This is a genomic window from Mucilaginibacter aureus, assembly GCF_053514885.1.
This window is the reverse complement of record NZ_CP170601.1, coordinates 211,076-235,018: the sequence shown is the minus strand read 5'-3', so window position 1 is coordinate 235,018 and position 23,943 is coordinate 211,076. Positions and strand designations below refer to the sequence as shown.

Here is a 23,943-nt window from a genome sequence, read left to right as displayed (position 1 = left end):
GAAATTAAGTAAACTTACAATTAAATTTCAATAATACGTATTTATTATTGCGGTATCTGCTTAAATACTTTCAGGCGGTGCTTTAATTAAAAATAGCTTTTTATATTTCAAATCAGTTTCAATTATCAAACATATTGGGGGGAGTTGATAATCGGAGCTCGGTTCTGTTCTTCCGTGCCTGTCGGGTTGCTGGGATTGAGTCCCTGCTGAATAAAGAATTTACCTTTCTGGTAGCTTGTATGCATCTCTTCCAAATTTCGTGGAGCGAACGCCAGCTTTCATTCAGTGTAAGGCAAGCCGCAAATGCCCCTTGAGATGTGGCTTTTGCACATTAGTACGTATGTGTGATAACACCAACAAAGGCGGAGACGGCACTTCACGAGCGTACTGGTCAACTTATTTATTTAATAAAACAAGTTGGAGAGCACATTGCTGGCGCTTGGGGCCGAAGGTTTGAGGTTTAGGAATTTAGTGTACTGCGCTACTGTTAAAGCTGTTTTTATTTTGCTGAATGCACTGCTTTGAAGTGCTGAAAATTTGCTGTCGTAAGCGGTTTTATTGGTGCTTGCTAACGATAATATGCCCGCTTTCTGTTTTAAAAAACCGGTAACTATATTAGAAATGGTGGGCTTTTGCGCCGCTGTTAATGCAAGTGCTGGTCCTAGTTGCCCCATAATGGCATTGGCGGCACCTGGAATGTCATGCAATGACGGTAATGATGGCGCAGACACGCCTTGCGATGCGGCAGCGCTTTTTACCTTGTTCAGAACATCCTGGGAAAATCCTGTACTGGCGATGATGCTTAGAATTAGAACTGTGAAAAATGATTTCATGATCAAAGTTTTAGAATTAGAACTGTAAAAAATGATTTCATGATCAAATTTAATGAATTAAAAAGGAATAAACCAAAGCAGACGATAACTATTTGGGGACTATTTTTGAAACCGCTCGATGTCCAGGCGAGCACCAATAAACTATAAATTGCATATTCAAATGCAAATATTTATTTTGTATCAGTTCTTTAGATCGTTACAGATCGCATCATTATGACTGGTGACCAATTTGATCAGAAAAATTCAAAAACCTCGTTTAAGGCAAAAGAGGTCACATTATAAAGCGTATGACATTATCCCAGCGGGATCACGGCAATACCATTACCCCTTCACCACCAAAGCATCCCCTTCAAAAACTACCTCATCCCAACCATGCAGCATAAACTGCCTGATGTTTTGATGATCGGTTCCGCCCGGATGAGCTAAAACAGCCTGGTAATGTTCGGCAAATAAATAAAGGGTGTCTTCTTTACTCAAGCCATTCATTTTGGCTAAAGTAAAAACTTTGGCACTTCCCTGGTTTTGGGTTGCCTCGTTGTGTACATCTCCATTTTTAAATGCGGTGGGTTGATGTTGGTAATAGGTCTCTATAAACTCTAAAACGGTTGCGAAGCCAAGTGAATTTGATTTAGACGATGTAATTAAAGCATTGAGTTGTTTTTCCATTTTGTAATATTAGTCGCGCTTTTAAGCTGTGGTCTAAAGGTCGATTTGCACAGCGGGCAGGGCCTTAGTTCTACCATGCTAAAGTTTTTGCAAAGCTAATATTATTGGCTCACAATGGCGATAGATAACTGTTCCGTTTAGCCTTGTGGTGTGATGATAACCCACCCTTATAGGCTGAACTTCGAGAAAGCCGGCGAACGACAAAGAATCAAAAACAAACAAGCCGTCTCGAATATTACGGGCGGCTTGTTTGTTGTTATTTGTCAAAATGTCAATAATAATACAGTTCCATGTAAAACTCGCCCAAATCGGCACTGGCTGTTGCAAGCCCGGGAACCTGGGCATCAGTCCAATTATACATGTATAAATTGGAACCAGACAGGTCGTTGGCTACCCAATCAAACCCACCCGAATAGCAGGTGTAGTTATAGTACGAAAACGTTACCGTATAGCTACCTTCGGTAATTCTGCCTAAATGAAAGGTGTCATCATCGCTATTGTAATTGGTTGAGCTTGTTTGAAGATAAAAATCTTCGTTGGTAGTGTTGTTATGCAGGGTAACCCACACCGTCGTCTGCGAGGTCCAGTTTGAAATAGTGCCCGAGCGCGAAGCCAGGCGAACCGGTACAGTAGTTTGTGCCTTGGCTTTAAAGGCAAATGAGAACATAGCGATAACTATCGCCAATGCGAATAATACATTTGATTTTTTCATAATAAGATGTTTTATAATGGTTTATATATCAAATATATCTGTCTGTGTGAGGTGGATATTATGATGGGTTTGCATTTCGATGTATTATCTTATCATAATATCCGCAACTACTACTTGCGCTCGTTTATAACGGGTGTGCAAACTGTGTAGCATTTATAATATAATAAAGGCCAGCTTGTGGTGGGTGTTATTATCGCACCACACATTCGCTATGCTTACTGCAACTTATTCTTCGCAAGCCATTGCTGATACTTTACTTGTAAAAACTCATTGCCGGCTTTAAAAAATTCGGGGGTAGCCACGGTAAAATGGTCGCCCGGGTAATAGGCAAATACAAAGCCCGAGTTAAGCTTCTTCATTTCGCCCTCCAGCATGGTTACGGCGTAGTTTAATAAAAAGTTATCATTATTACCCACGGTTACCCTAACCTTGCCATCAAGGTCGCCTTTAATTTTGTCCCAGTTAGTACGCAGGTATAACGATATATCATAGTTTTTCCAGTGTTCAAATACAGCGCCGTCTATCTCACCGGTAACGTAATTGCAAATGCGCAGCGGGTTACCGTCGGCACCCTTTTTACTAAACACCGCATCAAACGAGTGCATCTGCTCACCGCGATAGATCACGTGCTCCATCCGGTAAATGTTGCGCATGTTAAACCAGGGGAAGTATCCGGCAATGGTGCCTGTTTGGTTAAGCGAACTATCCTTACCATAAAACATATTTTGGTGTTCGTACAAATTAACTTTTTGAAAACTACGAAAATCCACCGGGTCGGGCGAGCTCGACCAGCACCCGTCAAAAACTTTCGGATAATGTGTTTGCAGCCACAGCACCGTCCAGCCACCGCTGCTGTGTCCGTTTAAAAGTCTGGCGCCATTGCATCGGTAGGTTTTCTCCAGTTGCGGTATCAGCTCCTGCGTAAGCGCGTCGCCCCAGGGGCCGTTGTTATCGCTGTTGGCATAAACGCTGTGGCCCAGCGGGCAATTACCATCCAGGTAAACCATAATACAGGCCGTGGTATCCATGGTGGGCGAAGGTTTATCCGAACCCGAATAGCGATGGTAATCGCCGCCGTAGCCCGATACCACAAACTTAACCGGGAACTTTCGCTGTGTTTCGGTGTAATATTCTTTAGGTAAAATTACGGCTGCATCAATACTTACAGGTTTGTGATGAAAATTGCTCAGCAAAGCCGAAGGTACTTTAAGCTCTTTGGTATAGTGAGTATTTGTGAACGTAGGTTCGGCTATTTTTTTTGTGGCTTTGAGGTTATAAATAACATGAAAATCTTTGGTGAATGTTACCTTTTGCGCAACGCTGTATAAATTACCCGGGCTTTCGCCGATGGAGCGGCCGCCCATGTCCCGGTCCCAAACAACTTGTGCGTAATAGGTGCCGCGCTCTAAATACGTAAGTTTTACAGGGTACGCAATGGCATTGTCGGCTATCACCACCGCTGTGCCTGGCTTGATATCTTTAACATACATCCTGAAGCATGGAAAAATATCCAGCCCGGCCGTGCCGCTTTTAGGCTCTCTGGAATCTTTTGACAGGTAAAGCAAAATGTTACCGGTAAAAGGCTGTTTAAGCAGGCTGTCCGGAAAGCTTACTCTAATTTTTTGCGCGAACGCGCCGGATATCAAAACAAAGGAAGCGGCAATAAAAAGGCTAAATTTTTTCATGTGATGATAAGTATAACCAAATATAGGCTTTTACGCGGTTGTTGCAAACCAGGTCGTTGTTGGGTAAACATAGTATCGTTATTGGTATTGTTTTGAGCAGCGCCCGCCCCGCTATTACGTAGTTTATGTGTAGGTTTGTTTATGCACTTCTCTTTCATTTTTCTGCTCGACCTGCTTGGCACCGCGGTGTTTGCCATTTCGGGTGCTTTTTTAGCGATGGAGAAAAAGCTGGATATTTTCGGTATGCTGGTGCTCGCTTTTGTTACCGCTATTGGCGGAGGCACCGTGAGGGATGTGCTGATCGGCAATACACCCGTTACCTGGCTGCGCGATCTCACCACACCAACAACCATTTTGGTGGCCGCAATTGTAGCCCGCTTGTTTAAAGGATCGTTTCGCAACTTAAACAAAACCCTGGTGTTTTTTGATGCGCTTGGTTTGGGCCTGTTTACTGTTACAGGTATCCAAAAAGGTTTAGCCGCCGGCATTCATCCCGCGCTTTGCGTAGCGCTGGGTACTATTACAGGTTGTTTCGGCGGCGTATTGCGCGACTTATTGGTGCGCGAGATCCCGGTGCTCTTCCAGCGGACCGAGTTTTATGCAACCGCCTGTATAGCCGGCGGCATCCTGTACTTTTTGCTGCTGCAGATACTGCCTGCACCCGTAGCACAGTCGGGCGCTATTATTTGCATTTGCCTGCTGCGCATCCTGGCGGTGCGGTATAACTGGCGGCTACCTTCTGCCTGAGCAATAGCTGTTACAATTAACAATAGATGGGGTTTGTATTGTTACGGCTTCACCATACTTTTAAAAAACCTGATCACCACCGCGTTAGCCTCCTGTGGGTAAACGTGCCCGCCCGGATGAATATAAAGTACCACCGGGTTACCGCTTGCCGAGGCATATAAAGTAGCCTGTGGCGCGTAAGGCTCACCGTTCGCACTGCAGCTATTCAATTTAAGTACTTGGGTGTACTGGATCTTTTGCCATTCAGGTTTAACCAGCGGGTCCTGTTCGCCCATAATATGCATGGCCGGCTTAGGTTTCAATAGGTTAGCGAATCTAAACCCCACCGCTGCCGACGGAGCCACCGCCGCCAAAACGTCACCCCGCGTGGCCCAAAGCAGGTAAGTAAAGCCACCGCCGTTTGAGTGCCCGGTAGCATAAATACGCTTATCGTCAATTTTATAATCCTGCCGCAAGGTTTTAAGCATCGCATCGAAGAAGAGCAGGTCACGGTCGTGCATATCGCCCGGTCCTTTTTGCCATCCGGGTAATATGCCTTTAGGGTCGGTTAGCTGCCCGGGCGTGTTAAGCCCCTGCGGAGCTACAATAATTGCTTCAGGCCATAACTTTTCAAAACCGCGCGCATTAAACATATTGCGCATAGTACCGCCATGTCCATGAAAAACGAAAATTACCGGAGTCAATTTATTTTTGGCTCCCGCCGGAATATACACCATTGCCTCGCGGGTAGTATCGCCAACTTTCCAGCGCATGGTTTGGATAGGGTCGGCCTCCCGGGCCATCGCGCCAAGCGCAAAAACCAACAGCATTAAAACGAGGATGTAATCTGTGAAATTTCTTTTTGACATATTGATTAGATGGAGATAATGGCTAAAGGTTCAAATCAGGCACATTAACGGTAATAACTTGTCTGCTGGAAGGTTAAAAATGTTGTTGTGGTTATTTTTGATTCTACAGGTTTACCGTTGATCATACCCGGCACAAACTTTTTGTACTCGTCTTCAAGGCCTGGGTCGCTTAAATTATAAAGCTGGTTTTTGCCGTCAACAGTGATCATTACCTGGTGTTTGGCCAACAGGCCCTCCGGGCTGATGGTGAGGATGTGTGAGCATTCAACCTTTTCGATATTGGGATAGGTTTTCCTGATCATATCGCTTAGCTCGGGATGGTAAAACACCAGCGGTACGATCACAAAGTAATAACCGCCGACAGGGATGGGGTTGCTCACGGTATCGCCCTTCAAAATATTTTGCGAAAAAAAATATTTCATACCTTTTTTGCCCGAAGTATCCCTAAAGGTCATGGTATTGGTATCGTAATTATAGGTTTGTATGTGGTCGCCTTTGTTGTTGTAAAACTCCCATTCGCCGGTACGGTAGCCGTTTTCATAACTGCCCTGCGCCAGTAAGCCGCCCTTATTATAGCTGGCTGTATAGTCGCCCTCTCGTATTTTTTTGTTCGATTTTAAAACGCTGAATTTCTCGGTTATCTGCGGAGTTAGATCATTACTGCGTTTAACGGTTTGGCTGTAGCCGGATAAGATGCCGAGCAGAAGAACGTAAAATAATAGCGATTTTTTCATAATGGTAGCTAAAGATAAAACTTATACGCTTAAAACGCATCGTTATTTTATCCCGGTTTATTTAATAATACCCCCGCTATCTTAAAATCCATTGCCATCGGGCCGGCCGGGTGCGCCTATGCTTGATCTGGTAGTTGTAGTAGTGCTGGTGCGGATACGGATACTAAAACCTGTTTGATAGGTAACCTGGCATGCTACCGGTTTATGGTTAATAGTAGCGGGCACAAACTTTTGCGACCCATCGGTATAGTCGCGGTCGTCAACATCGCAGGTGCGTTTTTTGCCGTCAATTTCGGTATATGCCGTGTGTTTGGTTACAAACCCTTCTTCATTAATGTCAAGCAGGTGGTATACGGTTTGCATCTTCCCTTCTTCCATGTTATAGGGTCTAACTTTGTCATCAATATCAGGGCGAATGGCTATCAATGGCGTTACAGCGTAAATAAAACCGCCAATGGCTATAGGTTTGCTTACACTATCGGTTGGGGCAGGTTCTTGGGCAAAGGTACATTTGGTTCCTTTTTTACCGGCTTCATCAATCATTGTAAACCGGCCCTCGTCATAATTGTACACTTGTGCAGGTTTGCCGGTGCCATCAAAAAATTGCCATTGGCCGGCCCGTTTGCCGTTGTTATATTCGCCCTTGGCCAGCACGGTACTCTTTTTGTACACGGCAATATAAAGCCCATGCCGAACTTTTTTGTTAGATTTTAGTACATAAAAGCTTTCGTAAATTTGTGGGTTTAACTGATTTGAGCGCGATACGGTATCCTGGCTCCGTACGCTAAGGCAACCGAACAATAAAGCGGCAATAATTACAAGGTGTTTCATTAGGTTATGTTTGGAAATAAAGATAGTATTTTAGAGGAGAGGCGCCGATAGTTGATAATGACGAATTGGTTAGAATTTACGCACTGCCGTTATTTAGTTATAGCGCCCTAAACTCAAACCCCTGCTTGCTCCAATGCTCCATTGCCAAAGGCAAAACATATTCCAAACGCGGAAAGGCCCTCAGACTATCATGAAAAACAACAATGGAGCCATTTTCGGTATGTTTTAAAACGCCTTGCAGGCATCTTTCGGGTTTTAGGTTAATGTCAAAATCGCCGCTAAGCACATCCCACATCACTATATCCAAACCGGGTTTTATAGCTTTAAGCGCCCTGATCTGTTCTTTTTTAATACGGCCGTATGGCGGGCGAAAAAACGGACTGTTCAACTGGGCATCGCACTTTTTAAAGTTTTCGGTATATTCATCGGTTGGTGTTGCCCAGCCGCGTAGGTGGTTAAAGGTATGGTTGCCTATAGTATGCCCATCGGCCCTTACCTGTTCAAAAACATCCGGATGTTTTTGTATATTGTCGCCAATGCAAAAAAAGGTGGCTTTGGCATGGTATTGTTTTAAAGTTTTTAATACAAACGGTGTAACAATAGGTATGGGTCCATCGTCAAAGGTCAGATAAATACAGCGGTCGGCCCGGTTAAGGTTCCAGGTTAAGCCGGGATACAGCTTTTTGAGCAGCAATGGTGTTTTAACCAGGTACATGCGGGCAAATAAAGCAAAATGTATTTATAGTAATACTACAAAAAATATTTTTGATGAAAAGAACGATACCAAAGTTTAACAACAACAGGCGTGTTACAGCCGTTCTGATTTGCTTTTTGCTCATGGGCAGTGCTGCTTTTAAGGCCGGTGCGCAGCAGGTAATTACCTTGCAAAAAGCCGTCGACCTTACACTCGCAAATAACCTGCAGATCAAACAAGCAAAATTTACCGAAGCCATTGATGTTGAAAACCTTAACCAGGCCAAATACAATCGCCTGCCCAATTTATCAGCAGACCCGCAGGCTTCGTACAACTTTGGCCGTAGTGTCGATCCGTCTACCAACCTGTTTGTTAATCAAAGCATACTGGGTATCAACGGCTCCATCACATCGCAGGTATTGCTTTACCAGGGAGGATTGTTAAAAAACCAGATACTCGAAAACAAGCTGTTGCTTGATGTGGATAAGAGCCAAACCGCTAAGATCAAAAACGATCTGACGCTTAACGTGATCACTACTTATTTATCGGTATTATCCAACCAGGATCTGTTAAAGGCAGCTTTACAGCAGATCGACATTTCCAAACAAAGTTTAGATAAGGTTCAGAAAAATTTTGATGTGGGCAATAATACCCTGGCCGATCTGTCGCAGGCTAAAGCTACGGTATCAACCAACGAACTGAATGCAACCACGGCCCAAAACAACCTGGATATATCCATCCTTACACTCAAACAGTATATGGAGATGGATCCCGCCACACCCATTACCATTGAAAGGCCCGACATCAGCAGGCTAACTGATGTTAAAACCTTGTACGATGCCCAGGATGTTTACTCAAAAGCGGTAAATATTAACCCGGATGTGCACCTGGCCGAAATACAAAAGCAGGCCGCTAACCAAAATATCGAGGTGGCTAAAAGTAACTATTATCCAAGTTTAACTATGTTTGGTTCGCTAGGATCAAACTATTCAAATGCGCGCAGGTTATCGAGTGTTGAGCCAACCGGCGGGTTTGAAACTGTTGGCGTGGTAAGCGGTACCAATACACCGGTTATAACCCCTGCCTATCAGCCGGTGATCAGTCAGTACCCTTTTGGCAGCCAATTTGTCGATAACTTTAACCAGGCTATCGGTGTATCGTTACAGATCCCCATATTTGGCCGTTTTGCTACACGCACCACCGTACGTAAAGCTAAACTGAATTACCAGATAGCCGATGTTACCGCACAACTGGCAAAAAATAACCTCAATAAAACCATCGCGCAAGCAGTGGTTGACCTGCGTGCCGCTGATAAAAAGTATATATCTACCCAGCAAACCTATCAATCGAACAAAGATGCGTTTAACGTAACGCAACAGCGATACAATGTGGGTTTGGTTAATTCGCTCGATTTTAACACATCGCAGATCAACTTAAATACGGCCGAGTTTAACATGATACAGGCACGTTATGAGCTGATTTTCAGGAGTAAAATAATCGACTATTACCTGGGAATTCCGATTACATTGTAAAAGACGGAAGTCAGTAAAGTCAGAAAGACCACAAGAAAAAAATAAAAATTAAACATCATTTAAATCCGAAATCGAAAATCCGAATTCCGAAATCAAAATAAACCATGGGAAAGACTACAAAATATATTCTGATAGCGCTTGGAGCACTGGTTGTCCTGCTGATCATTTTAAAGGCGGCCGGTATAATTGGCAAACCAGCATTAACACAGGTAGCCGTTGAAAAAGCCGAAAAACGAAATATCGTTGAAACTGTATCGGCAAGCGGCAAAATTAAACCCGAGATCGAGGTTAAGATCAGCTCAGAAGTATCGGGCGAGATTGTGGAGCTGCCTATAAAAGAAGGCGACGTGGTTAAAAAAGGCCAGCTGCTTTGCCGCGTACGCCCTGACATTCTGAAATCGGGATACGATAGGGCGATCGCATCATATAATACCCAAAAAGCGAGCGTGGGCAATGCCAGCCAGATGTATGAGCAGGCCAAGGCAAACTTTGCCAACAGCGAGGCTAAATACAAACGCAGCAAAGAACTTTATGATAAAAAGGTACTTTCGGCAGCCGAGTTTGATGCTGCTGTAGCCGATTATCAGTCGAGCAAAGCAGCTTTGGAAGCCGCCCACCAAAATGTGGTTGGTTCAAACTATGGTTTGGCGCAATCATCAGCGTCGGTAAAGGAGGCATCGGATAATTTAGCTAAAACCGATATTTATTCGCCGGTTGATGGCGTTGTATCCAAGCTATCAGTTGAAAAAGGCGAGCGCGTTTTAGGAACCGTACAAAACGTAGGTACCGAGATCATGACCATCAGCGACCTGAGTACTTTGGATGTTAACGTTGATGTGAACGAAAACGATATCAACCGGGTTGCCATCGGCGATTCGGCCAATATACAGGTTGATGCCTTTTTAGGCCAGAAATTTACCGGCGTTGTGCGCGAAATAGGCAGCTCGGCCAACGTAGTGGGTACCAGTGCCGACCAGGTGACCAATTTTACCGTTAAGGTGCGCCTGCTGCCCGAATCATACGCCCGCCTGATGAACAAGGACACTAAAAATCCTTCTCCGTTTAAACCGGGTTTATCAGCTACTACCGATATCCAGACCAATCATACCATTGCCATGTCAGTGCCTATCCAATCGGTAACTACCCGCGAGGATAAAAAGGTTGATGCTACCAAACCTAAAACCGACGACGCTACCAAAACCAAAGTAAGCAGCGATGTGGTAAAAGAATATGTTTTTGTTTACCAGAATGGCACAGTTAAACAGGTACAGGTTACTACCGGCATCCAGAATGATACCTATATCCAGGTACTTTCGGGTTTAAAGGGTGGCGAAGAAGTGGTTGCAGGCCCGTACTCGGCCATATCAAAAACACTGAAGGATAAGGATATGGTTGAAAAAGTTGACAAGTCAAGATTGTTTACATCAGATGATAGCAAGAAATAAATAATATCTGCATAATAATTGCTTATTTTGTCCTGCTTATAGCGTAAAACCAAGCGCTGTAAGCAGGACAATTTATTTTCATGGATATTCAAGGCACAAAAAAGATCACGGTAGTGGGCGGCGGCAGTTGGGCTACGGCAAATGTTAAGATGCTTACCGATAACCCGGTTGATAAAGAGATATACTGGTGGATGCGTAATGCGGATGCCGTTGAATACCTGCAACAATACAAGCATAATCCGCATTATCTCAGTTCTGTCGAGATCAAGGTTCCGGCGCAAAACATCTCCACCGATCTGAAAAGCCTGATCGCTAAAGCTGATTTTATTTTACTGAACGTACCCGCAGCCTTTTTAAAAGAAGCACTGCACAACATAACACCTGCCGATTTGCATGGCAAAAAGATCATATCGGCCATTAAGGGTATCGTGCCCGATGATAACATGATCATCGGCGATTTTTTGCACCAGGTGTACCACATACCGCTCGAAAATATTGTGGTATTAAGCGGCCCCTGCCACGCCGAAGAGGTTGCTCTCGAAAAGCTGTCGTATCTTACTGTTGCTTCGCGCGATAACGAACTGGCGGCTTGTTTTGCCGGTATGCTGCAAACCCGCTATATTAAAACCAACGTATCCGACGATATTTACGGTACCGAATATGCCGCCGTGCTTAAAAACGTGTACGCTATTGCCAGCGGTATTTGCCATGGTGTTGGCTATGGCGATAACTTCCAGTCGGTATTGATATCCAATGCCATCCGCGAGATCAAAAACTTTGTTGATGCCGTGCATCCCATTGATCGCGATATCAACGAATCGGCTTACCTGGGCGATCTGCTGGTAACCGCATATTCGCAGTTTAGCCGTAACCGTACCTTCGGTAATATGATAGGGAAGGGATACACCGTTAAGTCGGCCCAGCTTGAAATGAATATGGTTGCCGAAGGCTATTATGCAGTAAATTGCCTACACCAGGTTAACAAACTATACAAGGTAAATATGCCTATTTGTAGTGCTGTATATAGCATTTTGTATAAAAAACGCTCTCCTGTGCTCGAAATGCAGCATTTGGCCGAACATTTGAGTTAGTGTAGCTTACATACACTACTTAAATGTTAAAGGTTATGAAAAACATACTAAAAGGCGCCTTCATATTAGGTGCTTCACTCTTTGTACTGAATGCTGCCGCTGCAGCGCCGCAGGACACTACTAAAATTACAACCAAAGTAGCAAAGGGAACTACTAAAGCAGCCCATACAACCGCTAAGGTTGCCGTAAAGGCCGAGTCGGCAGTGGTTGATAAAGTTTACTCGGGTAAGCAGGGTCCTAATGGCGAAACCATTTATATCAACAAACACGATCAGTGTTATTACGTAAACCACAAGGGGGGTAAGGTGTATATAAAAAAATCTCAGTTGCGTAATAAACCAACGTCGTAATACTTAAGTCAAACCAACAAAAGCCTGCCCTTGGCCCGATACAATAAACACCTGTGATGAAAACGTTAGCTTTGATATTGATCCATATTGCTGTAGCTGTGATGCTGTTAATGGCTTCGTGTTCGTCGGGGCAGGCTAAAACCAAAAAGATCAAAGGCGAATGGAGATCAAAAGATGGTGCAACTATTTTAAAGATCACCAACAAGCAATTTACCATGAATAATGATTCGCCCGTGCCCGAAGATTATTTTATGAAGGACGACACTATCTATACCTCCTTTCAGGGTAACCAGCCCTATAGCAAATTCGTGGTAGTAAAACTGGATGATCATGTGCTAAAGCTAATGTATCCCGATTCATCGTTAATGGAGTTTTCGCGATAAGACTTTTCTTTTATACTAACTCTTCCTGTTTTCAAAAATCCTTTCCGCAGTTAATCGCTGTTTAGAGTATTACAAGCCTGTTTTCTATTTCAAATTACGAAAATTATTTACCTTAGTGTATTTAATTAAAGTATTGATCAAGTAAATATTATTTGTATAATAAATACCACCGGTAACGTTCCCGGCAACGATTGCATACTTTTTTATCATAAATGATGCTTGTTATCAAATAATTAATATCTAAAATTGTTTAAACCAATTTATTTCTAACCTTACAATTACATTTATGAAAAAACTATTAACAGTAATCTTACTTGCTGTAAGTGTATCGGCATGTAAAAAAGAAAATGGTGCAGCAGTGAGCAACCAGGAACCTGAAGCAGCCCTGGTAGGCGGCAATTTTGCGCTCACACCCACAGCCTCAACTACGGTTACAACAGAATCGGCATTAAAATCTGCTGTAGCCAACGCTAAACCTGGCGATATCATCACCGTTAGCGGAACAATTAACCTCACAAGTACTTTACAGCTATTGGTAAGCGGTACCTCAAGTGCCAAGATCAACTTAACCGGCGGCACGTTAAACTGCTCAGGTATGCCATCGGGCAGCTGGGGCGTAAAATGCAACGGCAGTTATTGGAACATTACCAACATCACCATTAAAAATGCGCCAAGCTCTGGCCTGGTGTTTCAAACCGGCGGGTTTAATTATACAAATAATATAACTACAACCGCTAATGGCGATACCGGCCTCCAGGTGTATAACGGGGCGCATGATGATAACATAACCTATTGCACCTCAAGCGAAAATTACGACGCGGCTAATGGTGGCGAAAATGCCGACGGTTTTGCCTGCAAGCTTTCGGGCGGTAAAAACAACAAGTTCGATCATTGTACCGCCCACCACAATTCTGATGATGGCTGGGATCTGTATGGTAACCCCAACACGGTTACAATCACCAACTGTACCTCAAGCAACAACGGCTTTGGCTCGGCAGGCGACGGTAATGGCTTTAAATTAGGTAGTGCCGGCCAAAACGTACCGCACACAGTTACTAACTGTACCGCCACAAGCAACCACGCCTGGGGATATGACGGTAACGGCAATACCGGCCATATTACAATTACTGGCAGCGGTGGTAGCGGCAACGGCTCGGGCTTATTTACCAGGATATTCTAAAAAAACAAGAGTTTACCAACAATTAACAAGAAATTGGTTTAAAAAATCCGGGAGCGATCCCGGATTTTTTGCCGTTAGAAAGCTTTACCCCATCCCGAACACATCGGTATTCTTTGGTATTCTCACCATTGTTTTCTGTGTTGCTTCTTGCCTCTATCTATTTCCTACTTCACCCTTTCAACATACTCGCCGGTGCGGGTATCAACTTTGATCTTGTCGCCCTGGTTAACAAAAATGGGCACCCTGATCTCTACGCCGTTTTCTGTTGTAGCCAGTTTTAGCGCACCCGAAGAAGTATCGCCTTTAACAGCAGGTTCGGTATAGGTAATTTCCAGTTCAACGAAGTTTGGCGTAGTTGCCATTATCGGTTCTTCGCTTTCAAACGAAACGATCACGTTCATGCCCTCTTTCAGGAATTTAACAGCCGGGCCAAACAGCATTTTTGGGATATTATGCTGCTCATAAGTTTCATTATGCATAACCACCAAAGTATCACCGTCTTCGTACAGGTATTGAAAATCGTTGGTATCTACCCGGCAAATCTCCACCTGCTCGTCGGTAGCCAGGCGGGCCTCTACAATTTTCCCTGTTTTAATGTTACGAAACTTATCCAGGTAAAAGGCCCCGCCTTTGCCCGGTGTGCGGTGTAAAACTTCGGTAACAGTTACCAGTTCGCCATTGTAGCGTAATATATTCCCTACTTTAATTTCAGATGCCTTTGCCATGTAAATACGGTTGTAAATTTTTTGCCCAAAGATAGGGTAAGTTTTGGATGCGCAGATACGCCGGTGAGTAAATGTATTTTATTGCTCAGTGCCACGGCTGCACAGGGGGGTAATTGTCGGTATTTTCAATGACTTTCTGCTTTTGCTAAACAAATGACCTAATGATCAATGATTTTTCCATTCAATCATTCAAAACTCAATCATTCAATCCTTGAAAAGCAGGGGGGATATTGTAAGAAATTTTTCAATACATCTTCCATCTTACCTCTCCCATTTTACATCTCACCTATCCCATCTTCCATCGCGGAAGCTATTAAATATACGAAATTTTGAGTGAAAAAACAATCACTTTATAAGGTATTCGCTTTGCCAATAAAGTTAATTGCGTACTAATTATTATTTTTAACTTTTAAGCTTGGGTGCATTAATTGGCCTGCATTTTTTTGCGCTGTATGTAGCTGAAAACAGCCAAATTAAATCAAATAGGGCACTATATTTCAATTTGTATTTTATTTATATTTTATTTTTTTAATATAAAAATAATAGTAGCTTAGCCTTTACTTATTGCTGCCTGTTTTTATTTGTTCTCGTAAATAATCAACCTAAACCAATAGCAATTTTATGGCACCCAAAAAATTGATCACAATCCCGCCGGCGGTAACGCCTGCTAATTTTGCCGATGCCATGCAGCAGGCAATCGCCCTCGAACTGGCAACAATTCCTACTTACCTGTCAACCTATTATTCCATTAACCGGGCACAGGATCAGGATGCGCTTTACAAAACTTTACTGGGCCAGCTTACAGCGGCCGCTATTCCCAATGCAGATAGCCTGGCGCAGGAACTTAAGGTCGATATACTGGTGTACGCCAATCAGTCGGCAGCATTGATCATGAGCGTAGCCATTGAAGAAATGCTGCACCTGGCACTTTCATCCAACGTTAAACAGGCAATTGTCCAACAGGCGCCCGAGTTGCTTGCCATTAGCAAGGTATTAAACTTTCCAACCCAATTGGATGGCCACGAGCCCGAGTTTCCGATCAATACGGCAAAATTAACTTTAAACCAGCTGTCAACCTTTTTGCAGATCGAAAGCCCGGCACCATTTGTTGACCCTGCCGATAAAGGCGCTCTTGACCAGCAGGTGGTGCCTTATAAAACCATTGGTGCTTTTTACAACGATATCATTGCCTGTGTGCAGGCTAATTATCCCGGCCCATATACACCTGTGCGGCCGCAATTACTCCCTCCGCAAAAGGATTCGGGTAGGCAAAGGCCATACTACTCACAAAACTCCATCAATACCGTTTATTACGACCGCGGGCATAACCCTCAATTCGCCAGTACAGATGATGGCCAGGAATTGATAGGAGTAGTGGATGCAGCCTCGGCAGTTGCTGCTATGCAGGAAATTCAACACCAGGGAGAAGGAAATATACAACCGGATCAAACCCGTTTGGTATTTGACCCTGTAACTAAATTACCAATACCGATGCCGGTGGTTGATGGCCAGGTACATTTCAGGCCAGGCGATTATGATGAGAATGGCGAGTTATCGCATTTTGCTAAATTTATGGAGATCTACAGCCTGGGAGGATACTATCAGCAAAAATTCGCAGCCATACCGGGCTTGAATGACTTCTTCAGCTACTTTGTAACCAATATGGGTCCAAACCCTACACAGGCAATTTATGATGCCTCGGGTAATACCCCTTTATCACTATGTTCACAATTAGGCAATGCGATCTTTACCTATATTTTGCTGATGATAGAAACCTGCTATTACCAGGATGAAGATACCCAGTTTGCCGTATTTATGTATGGTATTCACAAATCAATGATCTGGCTGCTCAGCGGCATTGGCAATAGTATTGGCGGAGACTACACGTATACTAATGGCGGGCAAACTTATGCAGCTTCCCTTACTTTTGAATACTTCGCGTTTGAAAATTCGCCATCAAGGCCAAAAGCTCAGATATTAAGTCTGGTTGATCAGTTAGCCGCGGCCGATTCAACTAATTGGGGCTGGTTAACCCAGGCGCAATATGCCAATTACTGGCCATCTTTGCCCGATGTTGGCTTAGATCACTCTGTAGTACCTAATGTTCCACAAATACCCTAAATTAAAAGCGTTACATCATGGCAGATATACCAACAACAGCAAAAGAACTTCATGTTTGCATGGGGCTTAATTCGTGCAAAAACAACGGTTATTCGGGCACCAATGATTGTGCCGGTATGGGCGACTGCGCCACCATCAATCACCCGTGCCATACCTTAAATGAATGTAAGGGACAGGGCGGCTGCGGGCTTTTTGGCACAACAGAAGAATTCTGTTTCCCCTCTCAAAACGACTGTAAGTATCAAGGCAGCTGCGGCTCACCTATTTTAGCCCCCCGTTTTGTAACACAAGGGCCCAACAAGGGGCGCAGTGTATGGCAATTGGCCCGGAAACGTTTTGAAGATTTGCGGGCCGGAACAGGGCAACCTATTGGCGCGCCTCCGGGTGGACCTTTTGGGCCGAGCAATACCTATGTTAACGAGATCAGAAAAACAACCGGAAAAGATTACTCATCATGCGGGCAAAGCGGCAGCAGGCATTGCTCTTACCTGGCCGACCCTCAGGCAAGGGAAATAGCTGCTGATGCCAGGGTATTGGTGATGGAGGTAGAAAGCGCCGAGGAAATGAACGAAACTTTATCAACCTGTCCGCCGCGTGTGTATTGAGGCTTTACCCAATTTAGGGTTGGGGTTGGGGCTTCGCAGCCAGCACTTCAACCAGATCCTGGAACAAAATCCGGCTGTCGACTGGTTTGAGGTGATCTCCGAAAATTTTATGGACTCGTACGGCCGTCCGCGGCAGGTACTTAAACAAATAGCCGAAAGATACCCCGTAGTCATGCACGGGGTATCTTTGTCTATCGGCAGTACCGATCCGCTCAACTTTGAATACCTCAAAAGTTTGAAAACCCTTGCCGGCGAAGTAAAACCGGCCTGGATAAGCGATCATTTATGCTGGACAGGGGTGTTGAGCACCAACTCGCACGATCTGCTTCCGCTGCCTTTAAATGAGGAATCGTTGAAACATGTTTGCGATCGCGTTAAGCAGGTGCAGGACTATCTGGAGCGACCCATCATCATCGAAAACCCCAGTACCTATGCCTCTTTCAAACATTCTACTATTACCGAATGGGCGTTTTTAAAAAGTATGACGGAGGAGACGGGCTGTGGCCTGCTGCTTGATGTAAATAATGTCTACGTGTCTTCCTTCAATAACGATTTCGACCCGGTTGAATACATTGAAGCTTTACCACATGACAGGATAGTACAAATGCACCTGGCAGGGCATCAAAACTGCGGCAATTATATTATCGACACGCACGACCGTGAAGTGGTTGCCCCGGTATGGAAGCTATTTCAGTTAGCGTATAAACTAACCGGCGGTACCTCGGTATTGTTGGAATGGGACGGTAATATCCCGGCGTTTGAAGTGTACCATGCCGAACTGTTAAAAGCCAAAAAATACATGTCGGCCGATTTTAATGAGGTTTTGACACAACCACAGATCAGCGAACCGGAGCAGGTTTCTAACCCGCTGAACCTGGTACCGCTTGAGTTAACCCATTAACCCGGTGTTAAATTGACAGAAAGCACATCGATACCACTGGCCCAGTTTCAGCAATGGATGCAACAGATGCTGCTTCATCCGTCTCAAAAAGCAGGTGCCGATTCTAACGGTGTTCCACTTGAGGAAATAGTAAACCATTCCGAAAAGCTACCCGCCCACGAGCATTTGGCGATCTATCAGCGCAGCTATATAGCCCGGCTGCGGCATTGTATGGCCCAGCAATTCAGCGCCTTGCAGTATGCCCTTGGCGAAGAACTTTTTCGGGGCTTTGCCGATGATTACCTGGCTCAATACCCATCAACCAGTTATAATTTAGCCGGATTAGGCGCACACTTTGCCGATCACTTACAAGCTACCCGGCCCGATGCGGATGACGAAATAAAAGAAGACTGGATCGACTTTATTATCGAGCTGGCAAAATTTGAATACGATATCAACGTGCTGTTTGAGCAAAAGGCCGAAGAAGGCTATCAATTGGCAGACAACAATACTCCCGACGATAAAATGCAATTGTTGCCACTTTGCACGCTGTTTAAATTCCGTTTCCCGGTTAAGGCATTTTACACCGCGTTTAAAAATGGCGAAGACCCTGCCTTGCCTTTCGAAAACGAAACTTACTGCGTGGTTTTGCGGTACAATTACAGGCTGTTTATATACGATTTAACCCCGCAACAGTATGAGTTTCTAAGCTATTTAAAAAACGGGATGAGTATTCCTTCGGCGCAAGTTGCATTTAAACAGAAAAATAACGCTGATGCAGAATGGCCCGCCTGGAGACAAAATTGGATAGAGAGCAGGTTTTTTAGGGTGTAAACAGCGTAATATCATTGCCAATTTCACAACCAAAAATCAAGATAGGGGGGTAATTGTCGGTATTTTCAATGAACTGTTAGGCGTTGCTTTGCCATTTTTGTAATCTTCATTTTAATAAGTCATGCTGAACTTGTTTCAGCATCCCACAGGACAATTCTACACCAACCTTCTCCAACTTGTCATCTCGACCAGCGGGAGAGATCTTCTGCGCCATGCAAACCCATCATGCAACACATGGGTATTTATGGGTGTTTTCACAGATTCTTTTTGACTTTGTTTCTCTTTTTGCAGGGGGAAATTGTAAGAAATTTTTCAATACCTATTCCATCTTACCTCAACCATCTTCCATCGCGGAAACTATTAAATATACGGAATTTTGTGCTGATTGGCAAGCGGAAATTTTCTTTCAATTTCCGTTATATAAGGTATTCTCTTTATTTTTGAAGGAATTTATAAAATCAATTATTTGCTTTTTATTAATTGAGTCATCCCTTTTTATTTCGAAAATAAACTCACGTTTGGGAATAGCGGGGCTTTGACCCGTCGCTGGGATCGCATTGTAAATAAATTTAGCCTTGCATAGTTTTGAATGCCTGGTTGAATCCAGGTATCTGGAAAAAGAATACTCTACATTGCTCAGTTTTTTGTCATAGAAATAATATGTTGTATCAAAGTAGCTTGCATCTTTTTTTTGGTTGCAAACATATTTCTCAATTAATATATCGTCAATATTTTTGATCAATTTTACTAAATTATCACGACCTTTCTGATAAAAAGGAAAAGCTTTGAAGGCTTTTTTTATTAAAAATGAATCAACTGAAACTTTATATGCCTTTGCTACATTAATAGAATCAAACATATATCCATAACTCTTTTTTCTATTATAAACTAGATAACTATATTTTGTTTCTTCTTTAGTTTTGATTGAATGGATGATGTGAAAATCTTTATCCCTTGTTATTTTGTTATAGATAAATTCGTGCGGTATTTTATATACGACATAATCCAAATAAGAAACGATACCGATATTATCATCCATTTTGACTAAATCGCCAGCAGAACTTTTTACAAATTCAAAATGAGAAGTCAATTTGATCGAAGTATAGATTTCCTGAGCGACAGAAAAAGTACGACAGCTTAAAAATATAAAAAGCACAGGTATTGAAATTGTAATACCTGTGCTGAAATAGTGTTTACTCATTGTAATAAATATATTTTATTGAGTAGGTGCATCAACATACCAATAGTTGTATGTATTCATATCTTTTGTTGTTACACTAATTGGTGATCCAGAACATACAAAACTGGAAGTTGTATTAAATCTTAAACTCATCAAAGCAACATTTGGTTGAACATATGGTGTAGCATCTTCCATGTTTAATGTCATTGTCCCACCAACTATTAAAGACTCGGTAATTCCCGCCCAAAAATGTGTCAACGAATCAAAATGCCATGGATCGGTGGCTGATGCCCTCTTTTGTATGGCATGTTCGGTGCTTTTTAATTTGAACAAACCTATAGGCGATTCCGCAAATATCCAAATATATGTTCTATTTCTGGTGTTTGGATCAATAGGGGCCGGAGCGTCCTCTGTTATACTTTGGGTCGTGTTATCTGCCGTAATTTGTGTAGTCTCGTTAAAAAAGTCGGCTTGCTCTTGTTGACAAGGACCGCTACACGGATCTCCTGGCGGCGGAAAGCCATCCCCACCATCACCCGTGTCAGGCGGCATGCTGTTCACTTGTAATTTGCCACCAGGCTGTACAATGCTGGTGCCGCCGTTTCCGCCGCAAGAAGGTGGGCCGCCGCCCGAATCATCAGGCATTCAGTATATACATATTGTTCAAATGCCAAAACACCAAATTCGTATACTTGAAAATACCAATCGATGCAGCTTTCCATCATATCATTCACTTTATTTTTTTCTGCACCGTTCAGCGCTAACGTTGTATTGGCTGTTGCCGCTGCATTTGCAGGCGGTAATAAGCGGCCGTTTTTATATCTATATCCGGAAACGTATTTACCTTTAGGGGTAAAGTATAATACAAGTCCGCTAAAATCGGCTTCGCGGCTGTTATAACTATTGCGTTTAAGTCTGCTAAAATCATTTTTAATATAATCAGAGTCGGCAATTATAGTCATTAGATATGCGTGATAGCCATCATCACCTTTTAATAATAGATATTCGCTTTTAATATATTTGTCGCCAATAGTTTTTGTTCGGCTTTTAAGTTTAGCTAAAGCTGGGTTAGCCGGGTCGACAGGCATTTCTATCACGTTTTTATTATAGCGCGCGTATTTAGCATGATGGTACCAATCAGGCTGGATATGCTGACTAAGATCGGCCTGGCTGCCAGCTCCGGTACTTTTTACCGTGCCATTGGTAGCGGTGGTTGCAGGATAAGTAGCGTTATACCACGATTGAGCCGCTAATACTTCAGGATCGTTAATATTTTCGGTTACATCCTGATAGGTACTCGTCTTTTTACAGCCATGGGTAGCCAACAGCACAAGCATAAACAACCCCAGGCTGCTTAGCTTAAATAGTTTTTGTAGATGAAGTTTTTTCATACAGTTAAGTTTAATACACCAAATTATATATTGAAGATATTAAATATGTCAGTTAATACACGGTTTGGATACCGTGAAAACACCGGATTTATTTAAACCCCCGCTATTCGAAGTTGGAAACTTCGAATCCCTATGCTTGTAGACTCCGTCTACACAAAAAAGCCCCGCAAATTTCTCTGCAGGGCTCCTCACATTATAATTAATTGAATAGCTTATTAAAACCTTCTGCGGCGTTCGCCGCCGCCAGGGTTACCGCTGTTGCGGTCTTCGCGGCGTTTGCCGCTAAAATCGCGGAAACCACCACCGGCATTGCTGCCTTCGCGGCGATCGCGGTTATAACCACCTTCGCGGTTACCACCACCACTGTAGCCACCTTCACGGCGTCCGCCACCACTGTAGCCACCTTCGCGGCGTTTAAAGTCGCGGTTGCCACCTTCGCGGCGTTCGCTGGTGCCTTCGCCTGATATTTCAACACGTACAGGGCGTCCGTTAAATTCGGCGCCGTTAAAACCGGCCATTACTTTATCAGCTTCATCGTTAGGTACCTCGAAGAAAGAGAATACGCCCTTTACGTCGATCTTGCCAACAATACGGCCGCTTATTTTAGCAGTGTTGCAAACATAGTTTAACAAGTCGCCACGGTTCAAATCATCAACCGAACCTAAGTTGATAAACAACCTGGTAAATTCAGACTTGCCACCCGAAGAGCGCGGAGCGCGATCGCCACGTTCGCCATCGCGGGCAAAACGGTCGTCGGCCGGAGCGTTCAGGTCAGGGGCATTTTTGTAATACTCTAAAAAGCTGTTAAACTCAATAGCAGCAAAACGTTTGATCACGTCTTCCTTGCTCAGGTCTTTAAACTCGTCCATAATACGCGGCAGGTATTGCTCCATTTGCGCATCGTTAACCTGTACGTTATGTACTTTATGTACAATAGCGAAGAGTTGTTTTTCGCAAACGTCAAACCCGTTAGGTATTTCTGCTTTAATAAACTTTTTGCCAATAACACGTTCTATCTGGCGTATTTTGCCCAGCTCTTTGCTGTTGATGATCGCTATCGATACACCTGTTTTACCGGCACGTGCGGTACGGCCGCTACGGTGAGTGTAGTTTTCAATTTCATCAGGTAAGCTGTAGTTTATAACGTGTGTCACGTCGTTAACGTCGATACCACGTGCGGCAACGTCGGTAGCAATTAACAATTGCAGGCTGCGTTCGCGGTAGCGTTTCATTACCTTATCGCGTTGTTGCTGGCTTAAATCGCCGTGCAAAGCATCGGCATTGTAACCATCTTTAACTAACGACTCGGCAATTTCCTGAGTTTCAATTTTGGTACGGCAGAAAACGATACCGAAAATTTCGGGGTTAAAATCAACAATACGTTTAAAGGCAGCGTATTTATCACGAGCACGTACAATATAGTATTCGTGCTCGATGTTTACGTTACCTGTATTTTTTTCGCCCATGGTCAACTCAAAAGGGTTGTCCATGTATTTTTTGGCGATGCGCCTAACTTCGGTCGGCATGGTTGCCGAGAAGAGCCAGGTCTTTTTGTCTTCCGGGGTAGTTGATAAGATACTGTCAATGTCTTCCTGGAAGCCCATGTTGAGCATCTCGTCGGCCTCGTCTAACACTACAAACTGCACTTCGCTAAAGTTAATAGCTTTGCGGTTAATAATGTCAAGCATACGGCCCGGTGTTGCAACTACAATTTGTACGCCGCGTTTAATCTGGCGTAATTGGTCCTGAATATTGGCGCCGCCATAAACCGCAACAACGTGTGCGTTGGGCATGTTTTTAGCGTAATTTTTCAGGTCGTTGGCGATCTGTAAACACAGTTCGCGGGTAGGGCACAGAATAAGTGCTTGCGGATGATTTTCTTCGAAATCGAGCAGTTCCAGTAGTGGCAATCCGAAGGCGGCGGTTTTTCCGGTCCCTGTTTGGGCTAATCCGACAAAATCGTTGCTGCCTGTAAGTAAAGCCGGTATGGCTTGCTGCTGAATTGGCGTAGGATTTTCGAATCCTAACTCAGAGATGGCATTAACAATATCATGACGGATTCCCAGTTCAATAAATGGGTTCATGAATATTTTAAAAAACGTACTTAGCTACATTGCTAAATATGCCGCAAAGGTACGCTTATTTAATTACAATAGCAATGTTTGCCTAACTTATTGTAATTAAAGCATTTTGGTGATAGTTAGGCGGCTTATAGTTGATGGTTCATAGTTCATGGCCTGTGCATATCATAGGTAAAAAAATAAGTCATGCCGAACTTGTTTCGGCACCCCATCATACAGGGCGGTTATGCATGCTTTATCAATCAATCATTCAATAACTCAATCATTCAGGCATTGCTGACTTGGGCGTTGCCTTCGGCCCAGGCTGTACACTTATACTGCACAGGCATTAGCCACAGGGCCGGTATCCGCTGCCATCCTTAACGCGGCATCTTCAAAGGTTTTTGAATTTTACC

At 43.7% G+C, this 23,943-nt stretch carries 24 protein-coding genes; 11 read left to right on the top strand and 13 right to left on the bottom strand.

Translation table 11 applies throughout. The features are described from left to right. Positions 1-404 precede the first annotated feature (404 nt). From ACFGVR_RS01130 to ACFGVR_RS01115, 4 genes are all read right to left on the bottom strand, one after another. Positions 405-833 carry a hypothetical protein gene (locus tag ACFGVR_RS01130; protein WP_448700541.1) on the bottom strand — a complete coding sequence of 143 codons (429 nt, stop codon included), beginning with the start codon at positions 831-833 and terminating at the stop codon, positions 405-407. A gap of 321 nt (positions 834-1,154) precedes the next feature. Continuing rightward, entirely contained in the window at positions 1,155-1,499 is a 345-nt protein-coding gene (locus ACFGVR_RS01125) for a HopJ type III effector protein (RefSeq protein WP_448700539.1), read from the bottom strand. A 271-nt stretch (positions 1,500-1,770) separates the two neighbouring features. Beyond that, positions 1,771-2,211: a hypothetical protein gene (locus ACFGVR_RS01120; protein ID WP_448700537.1), complete on the bottom strand. Its 441-nt coding sequence runs from the start codon at positions 2,209-2,211 to the stop codon at positions 1,771-1,773. 215 nt (positions 2,212-2,426) lie between these two features. Further along, complete coding sequence (locus tag ACFGVR_RS01115; RefSeq protein WP_448700535.1) at positions 2,427-3,896, bottom strand: alpha/beta hydrolase-fold protein; 1,470 nt, start codon at positions 3,894-3,896, stop codon at positions 2,427-2,429. A gap of 141 nt (positions 3,897-4,037) precedes the next feature. Between ACFGVR_RS01115 and ACFGVR_RS01110 the strand changes: the two genes are divergently transcribed. Continuing rightward, the gene (locus tag ACFGVR_RS01110) at positions 4,038-4,643 is read left to right on the top strand and encodes a trimeric intracellular cation channel family protein (protein WP_448700533.1); all 606 of its coding nucleotides are present in this window, start codon (positions 4,038-4,040) and stop codon (positions 4,641-4,643) included. 41 nt (positions 4,644-4,684) lie between these two features. On the opposite strand, the gene ACFGVR_RS01105 is transcribed toward ACFGVR_RS01110, so the two are convergent. From ACFGVR_RS01105 to ACFGVR_RS01090, 4 genes are all read right to left on the bottom strand, one after another. Then, positions 4,685-5,491, bottom strand: coding sequence for an alpha/beta hydrolase family esterase (locus tag ACFGVR_RS01105; protein ID WP_448700532.1), 807 nt, complete (start codon positions 5,489-5,491; stop codon positions 4,685-4,687). A 44-nt stretch (positions 5,492-5,535) separates the two neighbouring features. Beyond that, complete coding sequence (locus ACFGVR_RS01100; RefSeq protein WP_448700531.1) at positions 5,536-6,225, bottom strand: hypothetical protein; 690 nt, start codon at positions 6,223-6,225, stop codon at positions 5,536-5,538. An 81-nt stretch (positions 6,226-6,306) separates the two neighbouring features. Further along, positions 6,307-7,056, bottom strand: coding sequence for a hypothetical protein (locus ACFGVR_RS01095; RefSeq protein ID WP_448700530.1), 750 nt, complete (start codon positions 7,054-7,056; stop codon positions 6,307-6,309). A 97-nt stretch (positions 7,057-7,153) separates the two neighbouring features. Further along, positions 7,154-7,771: a polysaccharide deacetylase family protein gene (locus ACFGVR_RS01090; RefSeq protein ID WP_448700529.1), complete on the bottom strand. Its 618-nt coding sequence runs from the start codon at positions 7,769-7,771 to the stop codon at positions 7,154-7,156. A gap of 53 nt (positions 7,772-7,824) precedes the next feature. Between ACFGVR_RS01090 and ACFGVR_RS01085 the strand changes: the two genes are divergently transcribed. From ACFGVR_RS01085 to ACFGVR_RS01060, 6 genes are all read left to right on the top strand, one after another. After that, positions 7,825-9,282, top strand: coding sequence for a TolC family protein (locus tag ACFGVR_RS01085; RefSeq protein WP_448700528.1), 1,458 nt, complete (start codon positions 7,825-7,827; stop codon positions 9,280-9,282). 104 nt (positions 9,283-9,386) lie between these two features. Continuing rightward, positions 9,387-10,727, top strand: a complete 1,341-nt coding sequence (locus tag ACFGVR_RS01080) for an efflux RND transporter periplasmic adaptor subunit (RefSeq protein ID WP_448700527.1) — start codon at positions 9,387-9,389, stop codon at positions 10,725-10,727. 80 nt (positions 10,728-10,807) lie between these two features. Then, positions 10,808-11,818 (top strand): NAD(P)H-dependent glycerol-3-phosphate dehydrogenase, encoded by a 1,011-nt coding sequence (locus ACFGVR_RS01075; protein WP_448700526.1) that lies wholly within the window; start codon positions 10,808-10,810, stop codon positions 11,816-11,818. Positions 11,819-11,853: 35 nt separating this feature from the next. After that, entirely contained in the window at positions 11,854-12,168 is a 315-nt protein-coding gene (locus ACFGVR_RS01070) for a hypothetical protein (RefSeq protein WP_448700525.1), read from the top strand. Between the two features lie 56 nt (positions 12,169-12,224). After that, positions 12,225-12,551: a hypothetical protein gene (locus ACFGVR_RS01065; RefSeq protein WP_448700524.1), complete on the top strand. Its 327-nt coding sequence runs from the start codon at positions 12,225-12,227 to the stop codon at positions 12,549-12,551. Positions 12,552-12,837: 286 nt separating this feature from the next. Then, positions 12,838-13,731 (top strand): right-handed parallel beta-helix repeat-containing protein, encoded by an 894-nt coding sequence (locus ACFGVR_RS01060; RefSeq protein ID WP_448700523.1) that lies wholly within the window; start codon positions 12,838-12,840, stop codon positions 13,729-13,731. A 164-nt stretch (positions 13,732-13,895) separates the two neighbouring features. Here ACFGVR_RS01060 and efp read toward each other — a convergent pair whose 3' ends face one another. Then, the gene (efp, locus tag ACFGVR_RS01055) at positions 13,896-14,456 is read right to left on the bottom strand and encodes an elongation factor P (protein WP_448700522.1); all 561 of its coding nucleotides are present in this window, start codon (positions 14,454-14,456) and stop codon (positions 13,896-13,898) included. Between the two features lie 621 nt (positions 14,457-15,077). On the opposite strand from efp, the gene ACFGVR_RS01050 reads away from it, so the two are divergent. Genes ACFGVR_RS01050 through ACFGVR_RS01035 form a run of 4 tightly spaced genes read left to right on the top strand, consistent with a single transcriptional unit; the run spans position 15,078 to position 18,896 of the window. Further along, complete coding sequence (locus tag ACFGVR_RS01050; protein ID WP_448700521.1) at positions 15,078-16,577, top strand: ferritin-like domain-containing protein; 1,500 nt, start codon at positions 15,078-15,080, stop codon at positions 16,575-16,577. 17 nt (positions 16,578-16,594) lie between these two features. Further along, on the top strand, positions 16,595-17,182 hold the full coding sequence (locus ACFGVR_RS01045; RefSeq protein ID WP_448700519.1) for a hypothetical protein: 588 nt from the start codon (positions 16,595-16,597) through the stop codon (positions 17,180-17,182). Then, the gene (bufB, locus tag ACFGVR_RS01040) at positions 17,172-18,083 is read left to right on the top strand and encodes an MNIO family bufferin maturase (protein ID WP_448700518.1); all 912 of its coding nucleotides are present in this window, start codon (positions 17,172-17,174) and stop codon (positions 18,081-18,083) included. Before ACFGVR_RS01045 ends, bufB begins: the two co-directional genes overlap by 11 nt. A gap of 12 nt (positions 18,084-18,095) precedes the next feature. Beyond that, positions 18,096-18,896 (top strand): HvfC/BufC family peptide modification chaperone, encoded by an 801-nt coding sequence (locus ACFGVR_RS01035; protein WP_448700517.1) that lies wholly within the window; start codon positions 18,096-18,098, stop codon positions 18,894-18,896. A gap of 406 nt (positions 18,897-19,302) precedes the next feature. Here the strand turns inward: ACFGVR_RS01035 and ACFGVR_RS01030 are convergent, their stop codons facing one another. The 4 genes from ACFGVR_RS01030 to ACFGVR_RS01015 form a co-directional block, all read right to left on the bottom strand. After that, on the bottom strand, positions 19,303-20,097 hold the full coding sequence (locus ACFGVR_RS01030) for a hypothetical protein (RefSeq protein ID WP_448700515.1): 795 nt from the start codon (positions 20,095-20,097) through the stop codon (positions 19,303-19,305). Positions 20,098-20,112: 15 nt separating this feature from the next. Then, the gene (locus tag ACFGVR_RS01025) at positions 20,113-20,628 is read right to left on the bottom strand and encodes a hypothetical protein (protein WP_448700513.1); all 516 of its coding nucleotides are present in this window, start codon (positions 20,626-20,628) and stop codon (positions 20,113-20,115) included. A gap of 5 nt (positions 20,629-20,633) precedes the next feature. After that, entirely contained in the window at positions 20,634-21,467 is an 834-nt protein-coding gene (locus ACFGVR_RS01020) for a hypothetical protein (protein ID WP_448700511.1), read from the bottom strand. Between the two features lie 215 nt (positions 21,468-21,682). Next, positions 21,683-23,551, bottom strand: a complete 1,869-nt coding sequence (locus ACFGVR_RS01015) for a DEAD/DEAH box helicase (RefSeq protein WP_448700509.1) — start codon at positions 23,549-23,551, stop codon at positions 21,683-21,685. Positions 23,552-23,943 lie beyond the last annotated feature (392 nt).

Coding starts and splice junctions, on each gene's coding strand:
- ACFGVR_RS01130 (WP_448700541.1), bottom strand. CDS start 833: ATGAAATCATTTTTCACAGTTCTAATTCTAAGCATCATCGCCAGTACA.
- ACFGVR_RS01125 (WP_448700539.1), bottom strand. CDS start 1,499: ATGGAAAAACAACTCAATGCTTTAATTACATCGTCTAAATCAAATTCA.
- ACFGVR_RS01120 (WP_448700537.1), bottom strand. CDS start 2,211: ATGAAAAAATCAAATGTATTATTCGCATTGGCGATAGTTATCGCTATG.
- ACFGVR_RS01115 (WP_448700535.1), bottom strand. CDS start 3,896: ATGAAAAAATTTAGCCTTTTTATTGCCGCTTCCTTTGTTTTGATATCC.
- ACFGVR_RS01110 (WP_448700533.1), top strand. CDS start 4,038: ATGCACTTCTCTTTCATTTTTCTGCTCGACCTGCTTGGCACCGCGGTG.
- ACFGVR_RS01105 (WP_448700532.1), bottom strand. CDS start 5,491: ATGTCAAAAAGAAATTTCACAGATTACATCCTCGTTTTAATGCTGTTG.
- ACFGVR_RS01100 (WP_448700531.1), bottom strand. CDS start 6,225: ATGAAAAAATCGCTATTATTTTACGTTCTTCTGCTCGGCATCTTATCC.
- ACFGVR_RS01095 (WP_448700530.1), bottom strand. CDS start 7,056: ATGAAACACCTTGTAATTATTGCCGCTTTATTGTTCGGTTGCCTTAGC.
- ACFGVR_RS01090 (WP_448700529.1), bottom strand. CDS start 7,771: ATGTACCTGGTTAAAACACCATTGCTGCTCAAAAAGCTGTATCCCGGC.
- ACFGVR_RS01085 (WP_448700528.1), top strand. CDS start 7,825: ATGAAAAGAACGATACCAAAGTTTAACAACAACAGGCGTGTTACAGCC.
- ACFGVR_RS01080 (WP_448700527.1), top strand. CDS start 9,387: ATGGGAAAGACTACAAAATATATTCTGATAGCGCTTGGAGCACTGGTT.
- ACFGVR_RS01075 (WP_448700526.1), top strand. CDS start 10,808: ATGGATATTCAAGGCACAAAAAAGATCACGGTAGTGGGCGGCGGCAGT.
- ACFGVR_RS01070 (WP_448700525.1), top strand. CDS start 11,854: ATGAAAAACATACTAAAAGGCGCCTTCATATTAGGTGCTTCACTCTTT.
- ACFGVR_RS01065 (WP_448700524.1), top strand. CDS start 12,225: ATGAAAACGTTAGCTTTGATATTGATCCATATTGCTGTAGCTGTGATG.
- ACFGVR_RS01060 (WP_448700523.1), top strand. CDS start 12,838: ATGAAAAAACTATTAACAGTAATCTTACTTGCTGTAAGTGTATCGGCA.
- efp (WP_448700522.1), bottom strand. CDS start 14,456: ATGGCAAAGGCATCTGAAATTAAAGTAGGGAATATATTACGCTACAAT.
- ACFGVR_RS01050 (WP_448700521.1), top strand. CDS start 15,078: ATGGCACCCAAAAAATTGATCACAATCCCGCCGGCGGTAACGCCTGCT.
- ACFGVR_RS01045 (WP_448700519.1), top strand. CDS start 16,595: ATGGCAGATATACCAACAACAGCAAAAGAACTTCATGTTTGCATGGGG.
- ACFGVR_RS01030 (WP_448700515.1), bottom strand. CDS start 20,097: ATGAGTAAACACTATTTCAGCACAGGTATTACAATTTCAATACCTGTG.
- ACFGVR_RS01025 (WP_448700513.1), bottom strand. CDS start 20,628: ATGCCGCCTGACACGGGTGATGGTGGGGATGGCTTTCCGCCGCCAGGA.
- ACFGVR_RS01020 (WP_448700511.1), bottom strand. CDS start 21,467: ATGAAAAAACTTCATCTACAAAAACTATTTAAGCTAAGCAGCCTGGGG.
- ACFGVR_RS01015 (WP_448700509.1), bottom strand. CDS start 23,551: ATGAACCCATTTATTGAACTGGGAATCCGTCATGATATTGTTAATGCC.